Raw genomic sequence first — 21,601 nt, 5'->3', positions numbered from 1 at the left:
CCTTACGCGTCGACCAGGTTCCGCTCTTCGGCGGCGGCGCGCATCGACTTCTGCAGCTTCTCGAAGGCGCGGACCTCGATCTGGCGAACCCGCTCGCGCGAGACGCCGTACTGCGAGGCGAGCTCCTCGAGCGTCGTCGGGTCGTCCTTCAGCCGGCGTTCGGTGAGGATGTGCCGCTCCCGGTCGGTGAGCTCGGCCATCGCCTCCTCGAGCAGGCCCATGCGCAGCGAGCGCTCCTCGGTCTCGGCCAGCACGCTCTCCTGGCTGGGCGTGACGTCGTCCTGCAGCCAGTCCTGCCACTCGCTTTCCGAGTCCGAGCGCAGCGGCGCGTTCAGCGAGGCGTCCGGGCCGGAGAGGCGCCGGTTCATGGAGATCACTTCCTCGTCGAGCACGCCGAGCTTGGTGGCGATCTGGCGGACCTGTTCGGGGCGAAGGTCGCCTTCCTCCAGGGCGCTGATCTCGCTCTTGGCCTTGCGCAGGTTGAAGAACAGCTTCTTCTGCGCCGCGGTGGTCCCCATCTTCACCAGGCTCCAGGACCTGAGGATGTATTCCTGGATCGAGGCCCGGATCCACCACATGGCGTAGGTCGCCAGGCGGAAGCCCTTGTCCGGGTCGAACTTCTTCACCGCCTGCATCAGGCCCACATTGCCCTCGGAGATCACTTCCCCGATCGGCAGGCCGTAGCCGCGGTAGCCCATGGCGATCTTGGCGACCAGCCGCAGGTGGCTAGTGACGAGCCGGTGGGCGGCCTCGGGGTCCTCATGCTCGCGCCATCGCTTGGCCAGCATGAACTCCTCGTCCTTCGCAAGCATGGGGAACTTGCGGATTTCGTTCAGATATCGGCTGAGGCCGCCTTCCGGCGACATCACCACTGGCAAGCTGGCAGCCATGGTCTATCCCCTCATGCTTCCGGACATCGCTAGCCGCTGGTGTCGCCGCGTGGACCGTCCGCCCCCCCAACCAGGGGGGAGGGTCCTTGGTTGCGGGTGACGTATGGCCGCACGCGATGGGGGAGGGCGGCGGCGGCGATATCCGACTTCTTCGCTCAGGTATTTACTACAGTCCGATGAGGGCGCCTTCAAGGCGAGCGTTTCTCAACGGGACCGCAGTAAAGCTTGCAGGGCGCTGCTCTCTCCCAGCGCTTGCGACCCGCAAGCAGACGACTATATGGTGGACCGATTAGGTTTTGCAACTGGTGAGCCATGAACGCCGCCAACCGATCGGGCTGCCCGATCAATCTCACCCTCGAGGTGCTGGGCGACCGGTGGAGCCTGCTGGTGATCCGCGACATGATGTTCGGCGGCCGGCGGCGCTTCCGCGAGCTGCTCACCCGCTCGGAAGAGGGCATCGCGTCGAACATCCTGGCCGACCGGCTGAAGCGGCTGATGGACGCCGGGTTGCTGACCCGCGCCGATGATCCCAGCCACAAGCAGAAGGCCATCTACAGCCTGACCGAGGCGGCCATCCAGCTCGTCCCGGTGTTCGCCCAGATGGGCGCCTGGGGCCGCCGCCACCGGCCGGTCAGCGACGAGCTCAGCATCCGCGCCCAGCTGCTCGAGGAAGGCGGGCCCAAGCTCTGGGACCGGTTCATGGACGAGCTCCGCGCCGAACACCTGGGCGCGCCCGCCAACCCCGGGCCCACCGTGCGCGAGGAGCTGCAGGCGGCCTACGAGGAGGTCGCGGCTCGGGCCGGCTGACGCCTTCCCCTGAAGAGGAGGGAAAGCAGGGTCAGAGCGCCTCCAGCCCGCGCTCCAGCGTCGCCAGGTCGGCGGGAAGGGGGCTCTCGAAGGTGAGCCGCTCGCCGGTCACCGGGTGGACGAAGCCCAGCACCGCGGCGTGCAGGGCCTGGCGCGACAGGCCGGCGGCGGCGATGGCCTCGCGGATCGCGGCGGCCGGCTGGCCGGAGCCGTAGACCGGATCGCCCAGGCAGGGGGCGCCCTTGCTGGCCAGGTGGACGCGGATCTGGTGGGTGCGGCCGGTCTCCAGCCGGCAGGCGAGGCGCGCAGCCAGCGGCTTCTCGGCCGGCCCGAAGGCGCGCTCCACGACGTAGTGGGTGACGGCGGCCCGGCCGCCGCTCCGGACGATGGCCATCTTCTTGCGGTCGTGGGTCGAGCGGGCGATGGCGCCGTCGATGCGCCCGCGGGCCGGGTGCGGCGCGCCGCGGGTGAAGGCGATGTAGAGCCGCTCGATGTCGTGGGCGGCGAACAGCCTGGCGAGGCCCTGGTGGGCCGTGTCGGTCTTGGCGACCGCCAGCACCCCGGAGGTCTCCTTGTCGATCCGGTGCACGATCCCGGGGCGGGCCACGCCGCCGATCCCCGAAAGGCTGTCGCCGCAGTGGTGCAGCAGCGCGTTGACCAGGGTCCCGCTCTCGCTGCCGGGCGCGGGGTGCACGGCCATGCCGGCCGGCTTGTCGACGACGATGAGGTGCTTGTCCTCGAACAGCACCGCCAGCGGGATCGCCTCCGGCTGCGGGTCGGCCGGGACGGCGGCGGGGATCAGGATCCTGTAGGCGCCCGGTGCGGCCTTGCCGGAAGCGTTCCCGAGTGTCTGGCCGTCGCGGCTCACCCGGCCTTCGGCGATCAGCGCCTGGATGCGGGCGCGCGACAGCTCCGGCAGGCTGGCGGCCAGCGCCTTGTCGAGCCGCTCGCCGGCGTCCGCGGCCGTCAGCTCGACGACGCGCACGGCCGCATCGGCCGGCTCGACGTCGTCGTCCTCGATTTCGGGAGCTGGAGGCTCGATCAACCCTGCAGGTGTCCGCCGGCGCTGAGGCCCTTGGACATGCTGTTGGCCCAGCTGGACAGCAGGAACAGCTCGCCGACGCCGGCCTCGACCGCCTTCGGCCCGATGTCGCGGATCAGGTGGCGGCGGACGTCGTCGGGCAAGGTCTCGTCCGGCGCGGCCGGATCGGAGGCCAGAAGGTCGGCGCAGTGCTCGTCGTCGGCCTCCTTGTCGCCCGTCAGGTCGCCGATCCGCTCCATAATCACCGGGTAGGCCGACGGCGTGCGCGCCGCGTTCAGGGCCGCCGCCAGGATCAGGCCGTCGAGCTGGGCGGCCCGGTGCAGCGAGACGCCGTTGAAGATCAGGAACACCGGCGTCTGGCCGACGGTGTCGAACAGGATGGCGAACAGCTGGCCCTCGACCGGCAGCAGCCAGCCGTCGAACAGCAGGCCCGAGCCGCCCATCTTGAACGAGAGCAAGCCGTCCGGGCCTTTGCGGATCATGCCGTAGTCGTGGAAGAACCGGCCCGGCATGGCGATCGAGGGGCGGGTGGTGCGCCAGAATCCCTCGTAGGTCGCCGCGCGGCGCTCGGTGACCATCCGCACCAGGTCCAGCCCCGGCAGCGGCAGGCCGCCGGCGGCCGGCTGGGCGGCGGGCGCATAGGTGACGGTCGCGGGCGGCTCGATGCCGAAGACGTGGGCCAGGCCCGCCAGGTCGCGGTCCCAGTCGAGCATGGTGAAGCCGGCCTGCTTGCTGGCGATCAGCTTCGTCAGGTTCTCGAGGTTATGGGCCGACGGCGTCACCGCGCCCGAGCACCAGCGGCCGACCAGCGATTTGTCGACGCCCAGGTCGGCGGCCAGCCGGCCGCGGCTCATCGAAAGTGCCTTCAAAACAAGGTCGAGCTTCGCGGGAAAGGAATCCGGTGCGGTCATCCGACGTCCCGCCCCCAAATCTGAATCCGGATGCAACCGTTGCATGCAACCGTTGTAAAACTGCGCAAGCTCGCCTGCAACCCCCGTGCAACCGGTTGCGCCGCGATACGCACAGGTTGCTTGGCCCTCTGCAACGCTTGCGCACGTCGCCGAGCGTCGCTGCAACTGCACGTTCAGGGCGGCGCTCCATAAACCTCTCATTAACGAACAAGGTTCGTCGGGCTCAGGGGTGTCTCATGAAGACGCTGGTCCTTTCCATCGCTGTCGCGGGCGTCGCCGCGGCGATGGCTCTGACCGCCCCCGCCGATCCCGGTCGAGCCGTCGGAGGCGCTCCGGCGCCTTTGTTGAAGGTCGGGTTCGCTCGCTGAGTGAACGCGGCTCATTTTGGGATTGGGGAGAGGCAGATGGCGGATAAGTTCAAGACGGAGTTGGTCGCGTTGATGCCCCGGCTGCGGGGCTATGCCATGGCCCTGACCGGGTCGGCCGCGGAGGCCGACGACCTGGTGCAGGACGCCCTCGTCCGGGCCTGGCGCTTCCGCGACAGCTTCCAGGAGGGCAGCAACCTAAAGGCTTGGGTTTGCAAGATTTTGCGCAACACCTTCTACACCGCCGCGGTCGCCCGCCGGAACACGGTGCAGGACGTGGAAGGCAAGTTCGCCGCGCGGCTTTCCTGCGCGCCGGACCAGGAATGGCGGCTGCAGTATTCGGAACTCCTGGGCGCCCTCGAGGACCTGACCCAGGACGCCCGTGACGCGCTGCTGATGGTCGTCGCCGCGGGACTGTCCTACGAGGACGCGGCCGAGATCGCCGGCTGCCCGGTCGGCACCATGAAGAGCCGCGTGAACCGCGCCCGCGAGCAGCTGGCCGAGATGGTCGACATCGACCTGCCGAAGGCCCGCCGCCGGGCCGAGAAGAACGCCCGCGCCGGGACCGGCGTCCGCGGCGCGAGCCTGGTTCGCCCGCCGATCGCCGCGGCCCCGAACGTCGCCTGATCCGACTCCCCAATCTGAGCACTCCAGTCCGCCGGCGGCGCCCCAGGCCCGCCGGCGCCGCTTTTTCAGGCGTTGCGCAACCCCCCGCGCCGCTCATCTCCCAAAACCAGCCCTCGACACGCGACACGCGCCTGTCGTGAACTGCCCCTAAGGGCGAAGGCCGATCGGGGGAGGCTGGGGCATGACCATCCATCGCAGACAACTCCTGGCGCTGCTCGGCGTCTCGGCCGGCGCGCCCGCCGCCGCGCAGGCGCAAGGCCGCAGCGGACCTGTCGCATTCCGGCACGGCGTGGCCTCGGGCGATCCCCTGCAGGACAGGGTGGTGCTGTGGACGCGGATCACGCCGCTCCAGGGCGCTGGCGGGGCGATCGACTACCGGTGGCGCATCGACCCCGTGGACGGGGGACGCGGCCGCTCGGGCGCCGGCCGGACCGGCCCGGATCGGGACTACACCGTCAAGGTGGACGTGGCCGGCCTCCAGCCCGGACGCGAGTACCGCTACCGCTTCGAAGCGGCCGGCGCGGCCTCGCCGGAGGGCCGCACCCGGACCCTGCCCGACGGGCCGACCAGGGACGTGGTGCTGGCGGTCGCCTCGTGCTCGCTGTTCCCGAACGGCTACTTCAACGCCTACCAGGCCATCGCCGACGCGCCGCGCGTGGACGCGGTGCTGCACCTGGGCGACTACATCTACGAGTACGGCGGGCCCGGCAGCTACGGGATGGATTCGCCGGTGGCCGCGGAGCGCCTGCACGAGCCCAACCGGGAGATCATCTCGCTGGACGACTACCGGCGCCGCCACGCCCAGTACAAGTCCGACCCCCAGCTCCAGGCCGCCCACGCCCGCGCCCCCTGGATCGTCGTCTGGGACGACCACGAGAGCGCCAACGACAGCTACACCGCCGGCGCCGAGAACCACCAGGAGGGGGAGGGCGACTGGGCCAGCCGCAAGGCCGCGGCGCTGAAGGCCTACTTCGAATGGATGCCGATCCGCGAGCCGGCGAAGGGCCGCCCGCTGGATGCGGCCTGGCGCAGCTTCCGGTTCGGCGACGTGGCCAACCTGATCATGGTCGAGACCCGGCTCGCCGCCCGCGACGAACCGCTCAACTACCTGAAGGACCTGCCCGTCAGCGCCGGCGAGGCCGAAGTCGCCGCTTTCAAGACCAGGCTCGCCGACCCGCAGCGGCGGCTGATGAGCGAGGAGCAGCTCGACTGGATCGCCGCCGAGGCCGCCCGGCCCGGCCCGGTCTGGCAGGTGCTCGGCAACCAGGTGCTGATGGCCCGCATCCATCCGCCCGACATGATGGCCATGGTCGGCGAGGCGAAGATCGAGGAGCTGGGCAGGGCCGCGCCGGGCGTGAAGTCGCGGGCGCTGCGCATCTCCCGCCTCGCGCGCCTCGGCCTGCCCTACGGCCTGGACATGTGGGACGGCTATCCGGCCGCCCGCGAGACGCTGCTGCAGCGGCTGACGGCGGCGAAGGCCAACACCGTCGTCCTGACCGGCGATTCCCACGCCTTCTGGGCCAACGAAGTCCACACCGACGGCGGCCGCCGGGCCGCGGTGGAGTTCGGGACGACGTCCATCACCAGCCCCGGCGGCGGCGATGCGGTGAAGGAGGTCCCCGTCGCCCAGATGTTCGAGGCGGCGAACCAGGAGGTCCTGTTCACCGACCAGAGCGCCAAGGGCTTCACCCTGCTCACCCTCACCCGCGAGGCCGCCCTCGCCGAGTTCGTCGCTGTCTCGACCATCCACGACAAGGCGTTCGACACGAAGGTGGTGAAGCGCTACCGCGCCACGCCCGGGCCGGACGGCGTGTCGGGACTGACCGAGGCCTAGCGCCTTCTTCCCTCCCCTGAAGGGGAGGGAAAAAGTCAGGGCCGCTCGACGAGCTTGCCGTCCTCCACGACCCGGTAGAAGCAGGAGCGGAAGCCGACGTGGCAGGCGCCGCCGTCGCCCTGCGGCAGGCACTTCACCCAGACCGCGTCCTGGTCGCAGTCGATGCGGATCTCGACGACCTTCTGCACCTGGCCGCTGGTGTCGCCCTTGCGCCAGAGCTCGCCGCGCGAGCGGCTGAAGTAGTGCACGTCGCCGGTGTCCAGCGTGGCCTGCAGCGCCTCGGCGTTCATCCAGCCGACCATCAGCACCTCGCCGCTCTGGGCGTGCGTCGTCACCGCGCAGATCAGGCCGTTGGCGTCGAACTTCGGGGCGAGGATCTCGCCGCGCTCGAGGGCGTGCTTGTCGGGAGCGGTGGGGAAGGGGGGCATGGCGAGGGTCTATCTCACGGCCTGTGCCGATCGACCTCTCCCTCCGCGAGCGGAGGGAGAGGGTAGGGTGAGGGAGGACCGGCGGCGCCGTCGCGGCGGAGAGTCAGCAGGCCCCTCACCCTACCCTCTCCCCGCATGCGGGGAGAGGTCTCGCTAGCGCCGGTTCACGAAGTCCAGGAACCGCTGGCGCAGGGAGGCGTCGGTCTTGAAGACGCCGGTGAACTGGGTGGTGATGGTCGAGACGTGCCGGTGGTGGACGCCGCGGGTGGTCATGCACTGGTGGGCCGCGTCGATCAGCACGGCGACGCCGGCCGGGCGCAGGGAATCGGTGATCGCATCGGCGATCTGCTGGGTCATGGTCTCCTGGGTCTGCAGGCGGCGGGAGAAGATCTCCACCACCCGGGCGATCTTGGAGATGCCGACGACCCGGTTGGTCGGCATGTAGGCGACGAAAGCCTTGCCCAGGAACGGCGCCATGTGGTGCTCGCAGTGGCTCTCCACCTCGATCTCGCGCAGCATGACGATGTCGTCGTAGCCCTGCACGTCCTCGAAGGTGCGGGAGAGCTCCTTGGCCGGATCGGCGGCGTAGCCCTCGAACCACTCGGCGTAGGCGTCGACCACCCGCTTGGGCGTATCCAGCACGCCTTCGCGGCGGGGGTCGTCGCCGGCCCAGGCGATCAGCGTGCGGACGGCCTCCATGGCCTCCTCGCGGCTCGGGCGGCGGACAGGCTCCAGATCGTCGGCGACGCCGATCGATTTACGGTCGCGGCTCATGGCGTCCATGTACGGCAAGCTTCCCTGAGGGCTGAGTTGCGCCGGGACGAAGGCCCCGGAAATTACGCGTGCCACCCTCCTGCGGCGGTGCAGGATACTGAAGTGCAGGCCCCCGTGGCCTGACCGCCGGGCGCTCTGTATATGGGGCCAACCCGCATCCGGGCAACAGTCACGCCGCGTCAGCTGGAAATGACCCTCACCCTCTACGACACCATGGCGCGCGAGAAGCGCCCCTTCGTCCCGGCCGATCCTGCGCGGGTGACGATGTATGTCTGCGGGCCGACGGTCTACAACTACGCCCACATCGGCAACGCCCGGCCGGTGGTGGTCTTCGACCTGTTGTTCCGCGTCCTGCGCCATCTCTACGGCGAGGACGCCGTGCTCTACGCGGCCAACGTCACGGACGTGGACGACAAGATCAACCAGAAGGCCATCGAGGAGGGGGTGCCGATCGAGGTCATCACCGACCGCTACCTGGCCGCCTACAACGCCGACATGAGCGTGCTGGGGGCCCATCGGCCGACCTTCCAGCCCCGGGCCACCCAGACCATGGCGGCCATCGTCGACTTCATCGAACGGCTGGTGCGCAGCAACGCCGCCTACGCCGCCGAAGGACACGTCCTCTTCAACACCCAGGCCTTCACCGACTACGGCAAGCTGTCCGGCCGGCCGATGGACGAGATGATCGCCGGCGCCCGCGTGGACGTGGCGCCCTACAAGTCCCATCCCGCCGACTTCGTCCTGTGGAAGCCGTCCAAGCCCGGCGAGCCGGTGTGGGACAGCCCCTGGGGGCCTGGCCGGCCTGGCTGGCACATCGAATGCTCGGCGATGATCGAGCAGACGCTCGGCCTGCCCATCGACATCCACGGCGGCGGCATCGACCTGGTCTTCCCGCACCACGAGAACGAGCTGGCCCAGGGCATGTGCGGCAGCCACGCCCACGGCTACGCCAACTACTGGATGCACAACGGCTTCCTCAACTTCGGCGAAGAGAAGATGAGCAAGTCGCTGGGCAACGTGGTGCTGGTCCACGACCTGGTGACCAAGGTCCCCGGCGAGGCGATCCGCTGGGCGCTGCTCGTCGGCCACTACCGCCAGCCGATGGAGTGGAGCGGCGAACTGATCGAGCAGTCGAAGAAGTCGCTGGACCGGCTCTACGGCGCCCTGCGCCGGGCCGCCGATGTGACCCCGTCGACGGCCGAGCCTTCGCACGCCTTCCTGGCCGCCCTGCACGACGACCTCAACACGCCGCAGGCCTTCGCCGAGCTGTTCGCCCTGGCCTCCGAGCTGGAGACCGGCGATCCCGACCGCCGGGCCCGGGCCAAGGGCCAGCTGCTGGCCGCCGGCGCGCTCGCCGGCTTCCTGCAGGCCGACCCGGAGGCCTGGTTCCAGGGCGGCGCCGACCCGGCGCTCAAGGCCCGGGTGGAGGCGCTGATCGCCGCCCGCGCCGCCGCCCGCGCCGCCAAGGACTGGCCCGAAGCGGACCGCATCCGCGACGAGCTGGCCGCGCTGAATGTGGAGGTGATGGACGGCCCGGCAGGTGCGACCTGGCGGGTGCGCACCTAACTATGCGGGAAGACTGAAGGAGTTACGCCCGTCCCATGGCTCTCGCGCCCCCCGTCAGCACCTTGAGCGGCCGCAAGCAGGCCGCCGCCAAGATGAAGGCCACCGCCGGCCCCATCCCGGTGAAGGTCGAGCACCGCATAGGCGTGCAGGCGCCGCCCGAGGTGATCTGGGAGCTGATCTACGACCTGGCCGGCTGGTCCCGCTGGAACCCGCTCCACAAGGGCGCGGAAGGCGAGATCCGCATCGGCGGGCGGCTGCTCACCACCGAGATCCTGCCCGGCCTGCCCGAGCGGCCGGCGACCTTCCAGGTGATGGAATGGGTGCCGCTGGAGCAGCTGCACCTGCGCAACGCCGCCCTGGGCGGGTGGGTGAAGTCGATCCGCTACGTGGAGATCGAACAGCTCAGCGAGGCGGCCTGCATCGTCTCCACCGGCGAGATCTTCGCCCAGGGCATGCTGACCAGCCTGCACCTGAGGAAGCACCGCCGCCCCCTGCGACTCGGCTTCACCGCCCACGGCGAAGCCCTGAAAGCCGAAGCCGAAGCCCGCTGGCGCGAACGCCGCGGCGGCTAGGGCGGCGGCGCCTTCTCCCGACATTGGATCGGGGACCGCCAAGACCGCCAAGACCGCCAAGGACTCGAAGCGCGTGCGCGCGCGCGCCATCAAAGGACGCCGGGTTGTAAAGGTTCGCTTGGCTGCTCCGCAGCCTTGGCGGTCTTGGCGGTCTTGGCGGTCGACTGACCCGCGCACGGCGCAGGGTCTCGGGGCGCTGGAGGTCAGAGCACCAGGTAGGGGACGATCACGCTGGCGCCGCCGGCGAAGAGCACCCAGACGGCCACGCGCATCACCTCGCGCCGACGGTTCGGCGAGTTGGCGAGGGTCCGCCGCTTGGCGCGGGCGGACGGAGCGGAAGCGACGGGCGAGGGGGCCGGCACGGCGGTGGTCCTTGAGGTCTGATTCGCGCCCCAGCGGCGCGTCGGATGGCTCAGATATGGACCCGCCCGGGCGTCCACAATCGGCGTTTTCGCATACTGGCTCTGCAGGACTGCAAAGGTTCGCGGTGTTGCCCAAAAGCCGCGCTTATGTGGCGGTTGCGTGACGATCGCAGGTCAGGCCAGCGGCGTCGCCTGCAGCCGCGCGATCCACATCGCCGCCCGCTTCTTCAGCTCGTCGGCCCGCGCGAAGTCGGAGAGGTCGTCGGCCAGCCGGTCCAGCTGCTCGTAGCGGAACTCGGCCTCGCCGTGCTCGCGCCAGGCCGCCTGCAGCGTGGGCGTGCGGCAGCTGCCCAGCCGCAGGGTGAACCACAGCCCGTTCTGCTGGGTGTCGATGTGCCGGCTCTGCCCGACCCAGGCCTGGCCGGTGGCGTTGCAGATCACCGCGTAGACGCCGGCGACCGTCTTCTTCTCCTTGTAGGCGGCGACCAGCGCCTTGCGGTTGGGCCTGTCCATGGCGGGCTCCTATTTACCCGGATGGAAATAGCGCAACATATCACCCGGGTAAATAGCCGGCGGCGCGGCCGCGAGGGAACTTCACCCTGGCTCGACGTTTAGCGCCAAGGCGCCCGCGGCAGCGCGGAGGATGGGCCTCCGCGCGAAAGGCGCGCGCCGGAGGAAAGCGAACTTGCGCACCTTGATCCTTGGGGCGGCCGCGACGCTGGCGCTCGCCGGCGCCCTGTCGGCCTGCCAGCAGAACACCGCCGAGGAGCCGGCCCGGTCGGCCGAGGCGAGCGGCTCGGACGCCGACGTCACCATCAACCCGCCGGACAACGTCACCGTCGTCCAGCCCGACACGACGCCGGACGTGAAGATCGATCCGCCCGACGTGAACATCAATCCGCCGGACGTCGACGTCGACCCGCCCGGCGGGACCACCACCAAGGAGTCGACCACCGTCACCGTCCCCGGCGTCGGCTCCCACACCACCACGGTGGAGAAGCGGGACTAGCCCCCCGCCGCGCCTCCCGGCGGCCGCGAAGGCCCCGGGAGGCGCAGCATCGGCGCGGCGGGGGGCGGGCGCTGCGCGAGTCGGCTAGGCTGTGCGGCCTTCCCGCAGACCTCAGCCAGGCCCGCCCCATGATCATCGACTTCGAATGCGACACCCCCACCCGCGAGGCGGTGGAGGACACCGTCCGGCTGATCCAGCAGGGGCGCGGCTTCGACAAGGAAGGCTACGCCCAGATGATGGCCCCCGGCTGGGCCGCCCAGCTGGGCATGAGCCTGGAGGAGTTCAACGACGCCAAGGCCGCCCGCGGCCTCACCGCCCTGGCTTTGGAGCTGTGCGAGAAGGACATGGCCCGGGCCATGAGCCACCAGGACGTCATCGCCATGCTGGACGGCGCCGGCGTTTCCATGGCCTGCATCGGCAACGCGGGGCGCCGGGCCTCCAACGAGGACGTCGCCCGCTTCGCCGCCGAATACCCGGATCGCCTGATCCCCTGGTTCCGCATCTGGGGCGACGAGGGCGAGGCGGGCGCAGCGGCCCTGGAGCACGGCGTGCGCGAGCTCGGCTGCCGCGGCTTCGAGGTCTCCTGCTACCGCGAGAACCGGCGGATCAACGATCCGGCCTACTGGCCCTTCCTGGCCACGTGCGTGGAGCTCGACATCCCCGTGCGGATCACCGCCGGCATGCACCTGCTCTCCGACCGCGCCTACGACCTGGCACACCCCAGATACCTGGACGAGGTCGCCATCCGCTTTCCGGAGCTGCGCATCGTGGCGGCCCTGACCGGCTGGCCCTGGGTCGCCGAGACCTGCGCCATCGCCTCGCGCCACAAAAACATCTGGATCGACTTCGCCTGCCGCCGCGTGAAGCACATGCTCGCCCCCGGCGCCGGCTACGAAGCCCTGATCTACTACGGAGCCCGCAACCTCCAGGACAAGGTGATCTTCGGGTCGGGGTGGGGCACGCAGGCGGTGCCGCTGGCGCAGCTGGTGGCGGAGACGGCCGAGCTGCCGCTGAAGGAGAGCGTGCGGGCGAAGTGGATGGGCGGGAATGCGGCGAGGGTGTTGGGGGTGGGGTAGCAACATCCTCATAGGGGCGCTGCTGACTCATCCCTGACCTTCGGAAGGTCCGCTCGTCGGAGGGGTTCTGGAAAGTAAATCCAGTGCCGCTGGAGCTGACTCAGTTGAGACCCTCTCAAGCCCCGCTCCCGCGGCTAGCGGACCATGAGAGCTGACCCAACGAACCATGTTCAAGCTTTACGGGCCGAGCCCTTTTGAGTTGGGCGGGCGTGGACGAACCCGCCAGGAGCGTTGGCCCAGACCTCACCTGGTCGCTACCGGAGAGCGCCTCCTACGGCGGTAGGCCGCGACGTCGCTGGGCGGCGGCTTGCTTGCAAGCTGCGGGGCCATCTGAAACTCTGCTGTTGCGTAGGGGAGGGGGACAACCTGGCCGATCTTGCAAATCTCGACGGGCAAGGGCGCCGGGCGGTCGCTGAGGGCCTCTGGGACGCTTGGCGTGGGCAGGGTCGCTCCGCCGCGATGCTCATCGGCGTTTCCGGGGTCGGCAAGACCGACCGCGTCATCACGCCCCTGGTCGCTCGCGCAGGCGAGGCGAACATCGTCGCGGTCCAGATCGACGTTCCGGCCCAGCCGACGGATTTGGAGCGCGAACTTCTGGGGGACCTGGGCGCGGCCCTGCGGGACATAAGCGAGACGACACTGGCCGAGGTGGTGGGCTCCTCGCCAAATCTCGCCACAGGCCTGCGCGCCGTTTTTCGTCGTGGAGGGCTCGTCGTCATCGACGAGTTCCAGCGCCTTCTCCAGCCCCAATCGCCGGCGCCCATCGAGCCCTTCGCTGACCAGTTCGGCAAGCTCGCGCGGCGGCCCGCGGACGGAGGCGCCTTGTGGCTGGTCTCCAATCGGTCCGTCGACCCGCTGTGGAGCGAGCCATTCCACATCGCGCGTCTCGAACCCCCCGACGAGGTGAGCGATGCGGTCAGGATCGTTGTCGAGGCGATCGGTATGGGCGACGCCCGCGACCGTTTGCCCGAAGCCCGGCATGAGGAGGTGGCGCGGCGGTTCGGTCGGAATCCCCGCGCGTTGCGCCTGCTCGGCAATCTGTTGCGCGATCACGACCTGGACGAGCTGATAGGGCCTCCCCAAGTCGTTTCAGAGGGGCTCACGGACGAGGAGTTGGCCAACGACATAGAGCGCAGCCTGCTGACGCGGGCCCGCCAGGGCTTGTCCAATGCAGCAAGCGCGCTGTTGCGCGAACTCACCATCCTGCCAGAACCCGCGCCCCTGGGGTTGATCCAAGCGGTCGGCAGCCATCTCGGCCCCGTTACGCCCTTGCTAGCCGAGATTGCCGAGCGGTTCCTGCTCGAGCAGAGGCGCGCGCTGCGCCAGGTGCACCCCATTGTGCGCGAGGTGGAACTGCCCCGCTTCGCGGGACACGAACAGGCTTATCGCGCCGCCCATTTAACAGCGGGCCAATGGTACGCCGCCAGGCTCGCCCCGCCGGATTCATCCGCAGACGAAGCGGCGCTCGCGCGGAACCTTGCCGGCGCTCGCCACCATCTGCTAGCCGCCGCCGCGCCGGGTGATCTGAGGGCCGCGCTCGACACGATCCGCTCCTGGATCGACCGACGATTCCATTTCACGACAAGGCCACCGTCGAGCGCTCCGGAACGGGACGCGCAGATTTCGCTGCTGGAGTTGGTCCTGGAGGGGCCCGGCTCCCCGGCCGCCGAATTCTACTTGGCGAGACTCCTGCAAGTTCGTGGTGGTGCGGATGACCTAATCCGCGCGCGGGTTCACGCCGGACGCGCCACGGTGGGCGCAGACTTTTCCGATCCGTGGGTCCTGCGTCTTCAGCTTGCGTATGGACTGCAGGGCCCCCAAGCCGTCGTAGCCCTGGGACCGGAAGCCATCCAGGCGGTCAACCCCGCCAAGAGTCTGTACGCGGTCTATCAGGTCATGGCCGCCGCTCTGAATCATCTCGGCCGTGATGAGGAGGCGATCGAGCTTTGCCTGGAGGGTGCTGAACGCGCGCGGGGGAATGCAGCTCGACTTGTGGAAGGAGCGCTCGCCTGTGCGGCCGCGAGCGGGACCGATGCTGCGCTGAGGCGTGTGCAGGGCTGGGCCACAGCCCGAGGTGGGATGCAGCCTCAACTTGCCTTGGCCGACGTCCTTCTTATGGAGCGCGCTGGCCAATGGCGCGGCGGCGCCGAACGGGCGCAGATCGCACGGCGGGTCCATCAGAACTTCCTGCACCTGGCTTTGCATGAAGCCTTCTGCTGGCTGGCGGCCGAGGCGCCAGAGCAAGCGCAAGCCGCACTCGACGCGTTTCCGCGAGGCATCAGGTCGGTCGGTCGGGCTGGCTCCGTCTGGCTTGCCGCCCTGGTCGCGCTCCGGTGCGGTGACACCGCGCGCGCCCGAAGCCTCGCCGAGGTCTACCTTGAGGGGCCGGCACCCAGCTCGTCCGACAGGATCGAGAAGCGTCTCGTGTGGGAGTGGGACACGCGGGTCTCGACGCTAGGCGAGGCTAATCCGGCGCTGAGTTTCCCGATCCTGCCCCCGACGCTTTCCGGCCTCCCGGCTGCCGCCATCCGACCTCAGCATGGCCCGGTCGTGCTCCCGCAACATCGCAGCGCCGCGGCGGCGGTCAAGGCCATCAGCCGGACAAGGGTGCTCGCAGTCGCCACCGAGTGGGCGTCGGGCCAAGGCGGGCTCAGCACCTTCAACCGACAAGTTTGCCGTGCGCTGGCCGCGGCCGATGTGGATGTGACCTGCATTGCCATCGATCCAGGCGCGGCCGAGATCGAGCAGGCCCGCGACGCAGGCGTCACCCTCATTCCTGCCAAGCGGACACCGGGGGTCGAGCGACGGGAATGGCTGGCGCGGCGCCCTGACGAGCTGCATGCGGACTACGCACCCGACTTCATCATCGGCCACGGCCGCATCACCGGCCCCGCCGCACTGAGGTTGAACGACGTCTTCCCGGACGCCAAGCGCCTGCACTTCGTGCACATGGCGCCGGATGAGATCGAGTGGCACAAAGCGGATCGCGAGATCCCCGCAGGGATCTCAGCGGAGACGCGAACCCAAGACGAACTCAAGCTTGGGAAGAGCGCCCACCGAGTGATCGCTGTCGGCCCTCGGCTGTTCGAGCGCTATTCACGCGACCTGCACCCCCACGGCCCGCCGATCCGGTTCGATCCGGGTTTCGACGCGCAGGAGGAAGGTGCGTCCGGACCGCCGCCCGGCGCTCCCTGGAAGGTGCTGCTGATGGGGCGAATGGAGGACTATCCCCTCAAGGGCGTCGACCTTGCCGCGCGGGCGCTCGGGCAGGTGGTGGAAGGCCGGTACGGCAAAGGATTGCCCGAGATAGAGTTCTACGTGCGCGGGGCCAAGCCGCAGGAGGTGAACGACCTTCGCCAGAAGCTGATCGCCTGGGCAGTCTCGCCGCGCCTCTCTATCGTGGTTCGGGCCTACACCGCCGATGAAGCAAGCCTCTCGGACGAGCTTCGAACATCCAGCCTCGTGCTGATGCCATCGCGAGCCGAAGGCTTCGGCCTTGTGGGGCTGGAAGCCATCATCATGGGGACGCCGACGCTGGTCAGCAGCAGGAGCGGTCTTGCCCAGATGTTAAGTGACGAGCTCAAACCCGAGGAGGCTGCCCGCGTCATCGTCGAGACGACAGGGGGCGACGGTCCCGGCGATGACGATGATGTCGAAGAATGGAGGCGCGCGATCGATCGCGTCCTCAGCGATCGCGACGCCGCCTTTGGCAGGGCGGCTGCTCTCAAAGCCGACCTCGGCGCCCGCCGCACGTGGCAACGCTCCATCGAAGAGTTCCTGGCTGCGCTTAGGTAGGCGCTTGGCCCAGGTAGGCGGTGGGCGAGCGAATGCGCGGCAGCATCCATAGAGGCTTGAGTTCACGCGCCCATGGCACCCCACCCAAGTTGGCGCGCTGCACCGCAGAAGCCAGCGAGGGTTCATGCGCCGTCGACTTTGGAACTGAGACACCGTGAGGCGGCACGACGGGAGATCCGTCGGTGAGCTGGTGCATCTCTGATGTTGGCGTCCACAAAGCGGATGAAGGTCCGCTCTTAGGCCAAGTGCTAACGTCAGCTCCTGGCGCATGCCCGACACGTGCTCACCCCCCCCATTTGACATCCGCCTCCGCCGCCCCGACCTATCTCCCATGATCGACGACCTCTACTCGGCGAAGGTCCTCAAGCTCGCGGCGAACCTGCCGCGCGTCGGCCGCCTGCCTGCGCCGCACGCGAGCTCCGAGAAGGTGTCCAAGCTGTGCGGCAGCCGGGTGGTGGTGGACGTGACGGTCGACGGCGAGGTGGTCACGGGCTTTGCGCAGGACGTGAAGGCCTGCGCGTTGGGGCAGGCGTCGGCGGCGGTGCTGGGGGCGGCGGTGGTGGGGGCCTCGCTCTCGGAGATCGAGATGGCCCGGGATGCGTTCCGTGCTATGTTGAAAGAGGGCGCAGCTCCGCCCGAAGGACGTTTTGCGGATTTGGCCATGCTGGCGCCGGTGAAGGATTATCCCGCCCGTCATACCTCGACGCTGCTGGCGTTCGAGGCGGCGGCCGAGGCTGTCCGGCGCGCCGTGGAGCGAACTAGCCGCGCCGGCGCGGCTTGATCTGAGGCCCCTCGCGCGCTCTAAGCGCTCGACTATTCGCCAAGTCCGCGAGCCGGCATGACTCTCTACGAGACCTGCGTCACAGGCGCCCTTCGCGCCTACAAGCTGACGCTCTCGCCCCTGATCGGGCGCCAGTGCCGCTTTGCTCCGACCTGTTCGGAGTACGCCGCCGAGGCCCTGATCAGCCACGGCCCCTGGCGCGGATCCCATCTCGCCGCCCGGCGGCTGTGCCGATGCAACCCCTGGGGCGGTTCCGGCTACGACCCGCCGCCCCCGCCGCGCCCCAAGGCCGAGCGCCCGGCGCGGAAATGGACGTGTGAGACATGATCGAGCTGATTTTCCCCGACGGCTCCAAGCGCCAGTACGAATCCGGCGTCACGGGCCGCGACATCGCCGCCTCCATCTCCAAGTCGCTGGAGAAGAAGGCGATCCTCATCAAGCTGGACGGCGAGCTCTTGGACCTCGACCGGCCCCTGGAGAAGGGCGGCCGCTTCGAGATCCTGACGCGCGAGGCGCCTGAGGCCCTGGAGACGATCCGCCACGACGTCTCCCACATCATGGCCGAGGCGGTGCAGGAGCTGTTCCCCGGTACGCAGGTGACGATCGGCCCCTCCATCGAGGACGGCTTCTATTACGACTTCGCCCGCGACGAGCCGTTCAGCCTGGAGGACCTGGCCAGGATCGAGCAGCGGATGAAGGAGATCGTCGACCGCGACGAGCCCATCAAGCGCGAGGTCTGGAGCCGCGAGGAGGCCATCGAGCACTTCAAGTCGATCGGCGAGAAGTACAAGGCCGAGATCATCGAGGGCTTCCCCGAGGGCGAGACGATCACGGTCTACCGCCAGGGCCAGTGGAAGGACCTGTGCCGCGGGCCGCACCTGCCGTCCACGAAGCACGCCGGCAAGGCCTTCAAGCTGACGAAGCTGGCCGGGGCCTACTGGCGGGGCGACCACCGCAACGCCCAGCTGCAGCGCATCTACGGCACGGCCTGGGCCTCCGAGGCCGACCTCGAGGCCTACATCAAGCGGCTGGAGGAGGCCGAGAAGCGCGACCACCGCAAGCTCGGCCAGGCCATGGACCTCTTCCACATCCAGGAAGAGGGCAAGGGCATGATCTTCTGGCACCCGAAGGGCTGGACGCTCTACCGGACGCTGCAGAACTACATGCGCCGGCGCATGGAGGCCGAGGGCTACGAGGAGGTGAAGACGCCCCAGGTCCTCGACAAGACGTTCTGGGAGCAGTCCGGCCACTGGGCCAAGTTCCGCGAGAGCATGTTCGTCTGCGAGGAGGAGGACGGGTCGGTCTCGGCCGTGAAGCCGATGAACTGCCCGGGCCACGTGCAGGTGTTCAAGCACGGCCAGCGTTCGTACCGCGACCTGCCGATCCGGCTGTCGGAGTTCGAGGCCCTGCACCGCAACGAGTCCTCCGGCTCGCTGCACGGCCTGCTGCGCGTGCGCCAGATGTGCCAGGACGATGCGCACATCTTCTGCACGGACGAGCAGATCGAGGCGGAGTCGATCGCCTTCATCCGCCTCCTGAAGCAGGTCTACGAGGACCTGGACGTGGAGCTGCACGCGGTGAAGCTGGCGCTTCGCCCCGACCAGCGGTTCGGCACGGACGAGCAGTGGACGATCGCCGAGGACACGCTGGAGCGGGCGGCCAACGCGGCGGGCGTCGAGGTGGAGCGCATCGAGAACGAGGGCGCCTTCTACGGGCCCAAGCTGGAGTTCCACCTGAAGGACGCCATCGGCCGCACGTGGCAGTGCGGCACGCTGCAGCTCGACTACGTGCTGCCCGAGCGGCTGGACGCCTTCTACATCGGCGAGGATGGGGCCAAGCACCGGCCGGTGATGCTGCACCGGGCGATCTGCGGCTCGCTGGAACGCTTCCTGGGCGTGCTGATCGAGCACTATGCGGGCGCCTTCCCGCTGTGGCTGGCGCCGACGCAGGTGGTGGTCGCCACAATTACGTCAGACGCCGATGACTACGCTCGCGAAGCAGTACAGGCGTTCCGAAAGGCTGGGCTTCGCGTGGAGAGCGACCTCCGCAACGAAAAGATCAACTACAAGGTCCGCGAGCACAGCCTGGCGAAGACGCCGGTGATCGCTGTCGTCGGCCGCCGTGAGGCGGAAGAGGGCAAGGTTGCGCTGCGGCGCCTCGGGTCGGATCGTCAGGTAATCCTGTCTCTTGCCGAGGCCGTTAAGACTCTTGCCATAGAGGCGAGTCCGCCTGATCTTGCGATTCGCGCATTAGGCGAGGAGTCGTCTCGCCGCACCTCGGTCGCGGCCATGGAGGCTGGATGAACGGCATCGCCGCACCGATCGTCGCCGTAGAGCCCGCCCCTGAGTCGGTCTTCTGGTCGCCCCGCCGCCGCGTGTCGGTGGTGATGGTCGTCTACATGACCGGCGAGGCGCTCGAGCAGAGCGTGCAGTGCGTGCTCTCCGACCCGCTGGTGGACGAGTTCGTCATCGTCGACAACGGCTCGCCGGGACGCCAGGCGGCCAGGCTGCAGAGCCTGGCCGAGCGCGACCGGCGCGTGGTGCTGATCTCCGGCCACGGCAACGTCGGCTTTGCGCGCGGCGCCAACCTCGGCGCGCGCAAGGCCAGCGGCGACATCCTGGTGTTCCTCAACCCCGACGCCTTCCTGCAGCCGGGCTGCATCGCCAGCCTGGTGCGCGAGACCGAAAGCCGGCCCTCGCCCTGCATCGTCGGCGGCCGGGTGCTGAACGCCGACCGCACCGAACAGCGCGGCGCGCGGCGGGGCGACATCACCCCGATGACCGCCCTGCTCTCGCTCAGCCGCCTGGCCCGCAAGGTCCCCGGCTGGCGCCGCTACGAGGTGCACTGGGAGGACGAGGCCGCCCCCGAGACGGTGGCGCCGGTGCCGACCATCTCCGGCGCCTGCTTCTGCATGCGCCGCACCGACTTCGACAGCGTGGGCGGCTTCGACGAGGGCTACTTCCTGCACGTGGAGGACGTGGACCTGTGCTGGCGCGTGCGCCAGGCCGGCGGTCAGGTGCTGTTCCACCCCAAGGCCGAGGTCATCCACCTGGGCCACACCAGCCAGGCCAGCCCGGTGAAGGTCGAGTTCCACAAGGGCCTGGGCCTGGCCCGCTACTTCCGCAAGCGCAGCGTGCGGCCCGCCGAACGCGCGCTCGCCTGGGCGCTCTCGCCGCTCATCGTCTGCACGGCGGTGCTGCGGCCGGTCGTCTGGCGCCTGCGCGGCCGGGCGGCGTAGCCCCCTATCCGCTCATCCCAGCGGAGGACGGGACCCAGAATGGCGGGCGCAGACTTACGGCGTCCAATCCGAGAGCTCTTCCAGCGACTGAGATCCGGGCGGGATGAGCGCTGAGCATCCACGGCCCGCCTCTTCGCTTTCCATCTGGGTCCCGGCCTCCGCCGGGATGAGCGGAGCTGGAAGTGAAGATCGCCACCTTCAACATCAACAACGTCGTCAAGCGGCTGCCCAACCTGCTCGAGTGGCTGGCGGAGGCGCAGCCGGACGTCGCCTGCCTGCAGGAGCTGAAGGCGACGGACACGGCCTTCCCGGCTGCGGCGCTGGAGGCGGCCGGCTACGGCGCGGTCTGGCGGGGCGAGCGCAGCTGGAACGGCGTCGCCATCCTGGCGCGCGGCGCCGAGCCGGTGATGACGCGCAATGCGCTGCCCGGCGATCCCGACGACCGCCAGGCCCGCTACATCGAGGCGGCGGTGAAGGGGGTGCTGGTCGCCTCCATCTACCTGCCCAACGGCAATCCGCAGCCCGGGCCGAAGTTCGCCTATAAGCTGGCCTGGTTCGAGCGGCTGATCGCCCACGCCCAGGGGCTGCTGGAGAGCGGCCACCCGGTGGTGCTGGCCGGCGACTACAACGTCGTGCCGACCGACTTCGACATCTATCCGACCAAGAACTGGAAGGATAACGCCCTGCTGCAGCCGGAGCCCCGCGCGGCCTACCGGCGGCTGTTGGACCAGGGCTGGACCGACGCCCTGCGGGCGCTGCACCCGGGCGAGCCGATGTTCACCTTCTGGGACTACAAGCGGAACCGCTGGCCGCGCGACGCGGGCCTGCGCCTCGACCACCTGCTGGTCAGCCCCAGCCTCGCCCCGCGCCTGGCCGCCGCCGGCGTCGACCGGGGCGTCCGCGGCCGCGACAACGCCAGCGACCACGCCCCGGCCTGGATCGAGCTTGAGTAACGCCCCCTCCGTCTCGTCGCTCCGCGCCGAGCCACCTCCCCCGTCCTCTGCGGGACGGGGGAGGAGCTTGGGTCAGATCCTCCCCCGCAGCGCAGACTGCGGGGGAGGGGGACCGCCGAAGGCGGTGGAGGGGGCGCAGGCCTCAAGCGGTCGCCGGCGCCTTGACCGGGTCCTCGGCGAACTGGCGGGCGCCGTCGCAGATCTCGTACCAGGCCGGCTTGGCGCTGACCCACTCGTGGAAGCGGTTGCGCACGATCGGGTCGTCGTCGAGGCAGTGGGCGTTGAGCGGAAAGCCCGCGCCCTCGGTCGCGAACGGCTCGCCCAGCGCGGTGCCGCAGCGGCGGCAGAACTGTCGCGCTAGGGTGAAGGGCGGGTCGGGATAGAAGGTCTCCACCAGTTCGCGCCCGGCCACCCAGCGGAAGGTCTCGCGCTTGACGAACACCAGGTTGCTGGCCCCGGCCTTGCGGCAGCGCGAGCAGTGGCAGGTTCCCATCATGGTCGGCGGGGCGGCGAGCTCGAACCTCACCCCGCCGCAGCAGCAGCTTCCGCGGATCATCTGGTCTCTCCGTCC

General features: G+C 69.5%; 21 protein-coding genes. 13 read left to right on the top strand and 8 right to left on the bottom strand.

The features are described from left to right. Window positions 1-2: 2 nt before the first annotated feature. Complete coding sequence (rpoH, locus tag ACFSC0_RS05320) at window positions 3-890, bottom strand: RNA polymerase sigma factor RpoH (RefSeq protein WP_377282665.1); 888 nt, start codon at window positions 888-890, stop codon at window positions 3-5. A gap of 312 nt (window positions 891-1,202) precedes the next feature. Between rpoH and ACFSC0_RS05315 the strand changes: the two genes are divergently transcribed. After that, on the top strand, window positions 1,203-1,697 hold the full coding sequence (locus ACFSC0_RS05315; protein WP_377282666.1) for a winged helix-turn-helix transcriptional regulator: 495 nt from the start codon (window positions 1,203-1,205) through the stop codon (window positions 1,695-1,697). A gap of 31 nt (window positions 1,698-1,728) precedes the next feature. Here ACFSC0_RS05315 and ACFSC0_RS05310 read toward each other — a convergent pair whose 3' ends face one another. Beyond that, window positions 1,729-2,742, bottom strand: coding sequence for an RluA family pseudouridine synthase (locus tag ACFSC0_RS05310; RefSeq protein WP_377282667.1), 1,014 nt, complete (start codon window positions 2,740-2,742; stop codon window positions 1,729-1,731). Next, window positions 2,739-3,593 (bottom strand): helix-turn-helix domain-containing protein, encoded by an 855-nt coding sequence (locus ACFSC0_RS05305; RefSeq protein ID WP_377282668.1) that lies wholly within the window; start codon window positions 3,591-3,593, stop codon window positions 2,739-2,741. Before ACFSC0_RS05305 ends, ACFSC0_RS05310 begins: the two co-directional genes overlap by 4 nt. 461 nt (window positions 3,594-4,054) lie before the next feature. Here ACFSC0_RS05305 and ACFSC0_RS05300 point away from each other — a divergent pair, with 461 nt between their 5' ends. Together ACFSC0_RS05300 and ACFSC0_RS05295 are read left to right on the top strand one after the other, a co-directional pair. Continuing rightward, the gene (locus ACFSC0_RS05300) at window positions 4,055-4,642 is read left to right on the top strand and encodes a sigma-70 family RNA polymerase sigma factor (RefSeq protein ID WP_377282669.1); all 588 of its coding nucleotides are present in this window, start codon (window positions 4,055-4,057) and stop codon (window positions 4,640-4,642) included. Window positions 4,643-4,823: 181 nt separating this feature from the next. After that, a complete protein-coding gene (locus ACFSC0_RS05295; RefSeq protein WP_377282670.1) occupies window positions 4,824-6,476 on the top strand; it encodes an alkaline phosphatase D family protein in 1,653 nt (550 codons plus the stop codon). 35 nt (window positions 6,477-6,511) lie between these two features. Here ACFSC0_RS05295 and hisI read toward each other — a convergent pair whose 3' ends face one another. Together hisI and folE are read right to left on the bottom strand one after the other, a co-directional pair. Next, complete coding sequence (gene hisI, locus ACFSC0_RS05290; protein WP_377282671.1) at window positions 6,512-6,904, bottom strand: phosphoribosyl-AMP cyclohydrolase; 393 nt, start codon at window positions 6,902-6,904, stop codon at window positions 6,512-6,514. A 153-nt stretch (window positions 6,905-7,057) separates the two neighbouring features. Further along, window positions 7,058-7,687, bottom strand: a complete 630-nt coding sequence (folE, locus tag ACFSC0_RS05285; protein WP_377282672.1) for a GTP cyclohydrolase I FolE — start codon at window positions 7,685-7,687, stop codon at window positions 7,058-7,060. A gap of 180 nt (window positions 7,688-7,867) precedes the next feature. On the opposite strand from folE, the gene cysS reads away from it, so the two are divergent. Beyond that, on the top strand, window positions 7,868-9,244 hold the full coding sequence (cysS, locus tag ACFSC0_RS05280) for a cysteine--tRNA ligase (protein WP_377282673.1): 1,377 nt from the start codon (window positions 7,868-7,870) through the stop codon (window positions 9,242-9,244). Window positions 9,245-9,279: 35 nt separating this feature from the next. Continuing rightward, a complete protein-coding gene (locus ACFSC0_RS05275; RefSeq protein WP_377282674.1) occupies window positions 9,280-9,816 on the top strand; it encodes an SRPBCC domain-containing protein in 537 nt (178 codons plus the stop codon). 203 nt (window positions 9,817-10,019) lie between these two features. Here ACFSC0_RS05275 and ACFSC0_RS05270 read toward each other — a convergent pair whose 3' ends face one another. Together ACFSC0_RS05270 and ACFSC0_RS05265 are read right to left on the bottom strand one after the other, a co-directional pair. After that, window positions 10,020-10,178, bottom strand: a complete 159-nt coding sequence (locus ACFSC0_RS05270) for a hypothetical protein (RefSeq protein ID WP_377282675.1) — start codon at window positions 10,176-10,178, stop codon at window positions 10,020-10,022. A gap of 174 nt (window positions 10,179-10,352) precedes the next feature. Beyond that, the gene (locus tag ACFSC0_RS05265) at window positions 10,353-10,691 is read right to left on the bottom strand and encodes a GIY-YIG nuclease family protein (protein ID WP_377282676.1); all 339 of its coding nucleotides are present in this window, start codon (window positions 10,689-10,691) and stop codon (window positions 10,353-10,355) included. A gap of 172 nt (window positions 10,692-10,863) precedes the next feature. Between ACFSC0_RS05265 and ACFSC0_RS05260 the strand changes: the two genes are divergently transcribed. The 8 genes from ACFSC0_RS05260 to ACFSC0_RS05225 all read left to right on the top strand — a co-directional run bounded on the left by ACFSC0_RS05260 (window position 10,864) and on the right by ACFSC0_RS05225 (window position 21,030). Next, on the top strand, window positions 10,864-11,187 hold the full coding sequence (locus ACFSC0_RS05260; RefSeq protein ID WP_377282677.1) for a hypothetical protein: 324 nt from the start codon (window positions 10,864-10,866) through the stop codon (window positions 11,185-11,187). Between the two features lie 128 nt (window positions 11,188-11,315). Further along, window positions 11,316-12,263: an amidohydrolase family protein gene (locus ACFSC0_RS05255; protein WP_377282678.1), complete on the top strand. Its 948-nt coding sequence runs from the start codon at window positions 11,316-11,318 to the stop codon at window positions 12,261-12,263. Window positions 12,264-12,722: 459 nt separating this feature from the next. Next, on the top strand, window positions 12,723-16,058 hold the full coding sequence (locus tag ACFSC0_RS05250) for a glycosyltransferase (RefSeq protein ID WP_377282679.1): 3,336 nt from the start codon (window positions 12,723-12,725) through the stop codon (window positions 16,056-16,058). Between the two features lie 331 nt (window positions 16,059-16,389). Further along, window positions 16,390-16,839: an iron-sulfur cluster assembly scaffold protein gene (locus ACFSC0_RS05245; RefSeq protein WP_377282680.1), complete on the top strand. Its 450-nt coding sequence runs from the start codon at window positions 16,390-16,392 to the stop codon at window positions 16,837-16,839. A gap of 57 nt (window positions 16,840-16,896) precedes the next feature. Next, window positions 16,897-17,166, top strand: a complete 270-nt coding sequence (yidD, locus tag ACFSC0_RS05240; protein WP_377282681.1) for a membrane protein insertion efficiency factor YidD — start codon at window positions 16,897-16,899, stop codon at window positions 17,164-17,166. After that, on the top strand, window positions 17,163-19,142 hold the full coding sequence (thrS, locus tag ACFSC0_RS05235; protein WP_377282682.1) for a threonine--tRNA ligase: 1,980 nt from the start codon (window positions 17,163-17,165) through the stop codon (window positions 19,140-19,142). The genes yidD and thrS overlap by 4 nt, the downstream gene beginning before the upstream one ends. Beyond that, entirely contained in the window at window positions 19,139-20,077 is a 939-nt protein-coding gene (locus ACFSC0_RS05230; protein WP_377282683.1) for a glycosyltransferase family 2 protein, read from the top strand. The genes thrS and ACFSC0_RS05230 overlap by 4 nt, the downstream gene beginning before the upstream one ends. A gap of 182 nt (window positions 20,078-20,259) precedes the next feature. After that, window positions 20,260-21,030, top strand: a complete 771-nt coding sequence (locus ACFSC0_RS05225; protein ID WP_377282684.1) for an exodeoxyribonuclease III — start codon at window positions 20,260-20,262, stop codon at window positions 21,028-21,030. A gap of 142 nt (window positions 21,031-21,172) precedes the next feature. Here ACFSC0_RS05225 and ACFSC0_RS05220 read toward each other — a convergent pair whose 3' ends face one another. Further along, on the bottom strand, window positions 21,173-21,586 hold the full coding sequence (locus ACFSC0_RS05220) for a GFA family protein (protein ID WP_377282685.1): 414 nt from the start codon (window positions 21,584-21,586) through the stop codon (window positions 21,173-21,175). Window positions 21,587-21,601: the final 15 nt, after the last annotated feature.

Source organism: Phenylobacterium terrae, assembly GCF_042681205.1.
In the GTDB taxonomy this organism is placed as follows: domain Bacteria; phylum Pseudomonadota; class Alphaproteobacteria; order Caulobacterales; family Caulobacteraceae; genus Phenylobacterium; species Phenylobacterium terrae.
Note: the sequence above shows the minus strand (reverse complement) of the source record. Positions and strands in the feature narration are given on the sequence as shown.

What these genes read in the sequence shown, in the direction of transcription:
- rpoH (WP_377282665.1), bottom strand. Translation starts at nt 890, where the DNA reads ATGGCTGCCAGCTTGCCAGTGGTGATGTCGCCGGAAGGCGGCCTCAGC.
- ACFSC0_RS05315 (WP_377282666.1), top strand. Translation starts at nt 1,203, where the DNA reads ATGAACGCCGCCAACCGATCGGGCTGCCCGATCAATCTCACCCTCGAG.
- ACFSC0_RS05305 (WP_377282668.1), bottom strand. Translation starts at nt 3,593, where the DNA reads ATGAGCCGCGGCCGGCTGGCCGCCGACCTGGGCGTCGACAAATCGCTG.
- ACFSC0_RS05300 (WP_377282669.1), top strand. Translation starts at nt 4,055, where the DNA reads ATGGCGGATAAGTTCAAGACGGAGTTGGTCGCGTTGATGCCCCGGCTG.
- ACFSC0_RS05295 (WP_377282670.1), top strand. Translation starts at nt 4,824, where the DNA reads ATGACCATCCATCGCAGACAACTCCTGGCGCTGCTCGGCGTCTCGGCC.
- hisI (WP_377282671.1), bottom strand. Translation starts at nt 6,904, where the DNA reads ATGCCCCCCTTCCCCACCGCTCCCGACAAGCACGCCCTCGAGCGCGGC.
- folE (WP_377282672.1), bottom strand. Translation starts at nt 7,687, where the DNA reads ATGGACGCCATGAGCCGCGACCGTAAATCGATCGGCGTCGCCGACGAT.
- cysS (WP_377282673.1), top strand. Translation starts at nt 7,868, where the DNA reads ATGACCCTCACCCTCTACGACACCATGGCGCGCGAGAAGCGCCCCTTC.
- ACFSC0_RS05275 (WP_377282674.1), top strand. Translation starts at nt 9,280, where the DNA reads ATGGCTCTCGCGCCCCCCGTCAGCACCTTGAGCGGCCGCAAGCAGGCC.
- ACFSC0_RS05265 (WP_377282676.1), bottom strand. Translation starts at nt 10,691, where the DNA reads ATGGACAGGCCCAACCGCAAGGCGCTGGTCGCCGCCTACAAGGAGAAG.
- ACFSC0_RS05255 (WP_377282678.1), top strand. Translation starts at nt 11,316, where the DNA reads ATGATCATCGACTTCGAATGCGACACCCCCACCCGCGAGGCGGTGGAG.
- ACFSC0_RS05250 (WP_377282679.1), top strand. Translation starts at nt 12,723, where the DNA reads ATGCTCATCGGCGTTTCCGGGGTCGGCAAGACCGACCGCGTCATCACG.
- ACFSC0_RS05245 (WP_377282680.1), top strand. Translation starts at nt 16,390, where the DNA reads ATGATCGACGACCTCTACTCGGCGAAGGTCCTCAAGCTCGCGGCGAAC.
- yidD (WP_377282681.1), top strand. Translation starts at nt 16,897, where the DNA reads ATGACTCTCTACGAGACCTGCGTCACAGGCGCCCTTCGCGCCTACAAG.
- thrS (WP_377282682.1), top strand. Translation starts at nt 17,163, where the DNA reads ATGATCGAGCTGATTTTCCCCGACGGCTCCAAGCGCCAGTACGAATCC.
- ACFSC0_RS05230 (WP_377282683.1), top strand. Translation starts at nt 19,139, where the DNA reads ATGAACGGCATCGCCGCACCGATCGTCGCCGTAGAGCCCGCCCCTGAG.
- ACFSC0_RS05220 (WP_377282685.1), bottom strand. Translation starts at nt 21,586, where the DNA reads ATGATCCGCGGAAGCTGCTGCTGCGGCGGGGTGAGGTTCGAGCTCGCC.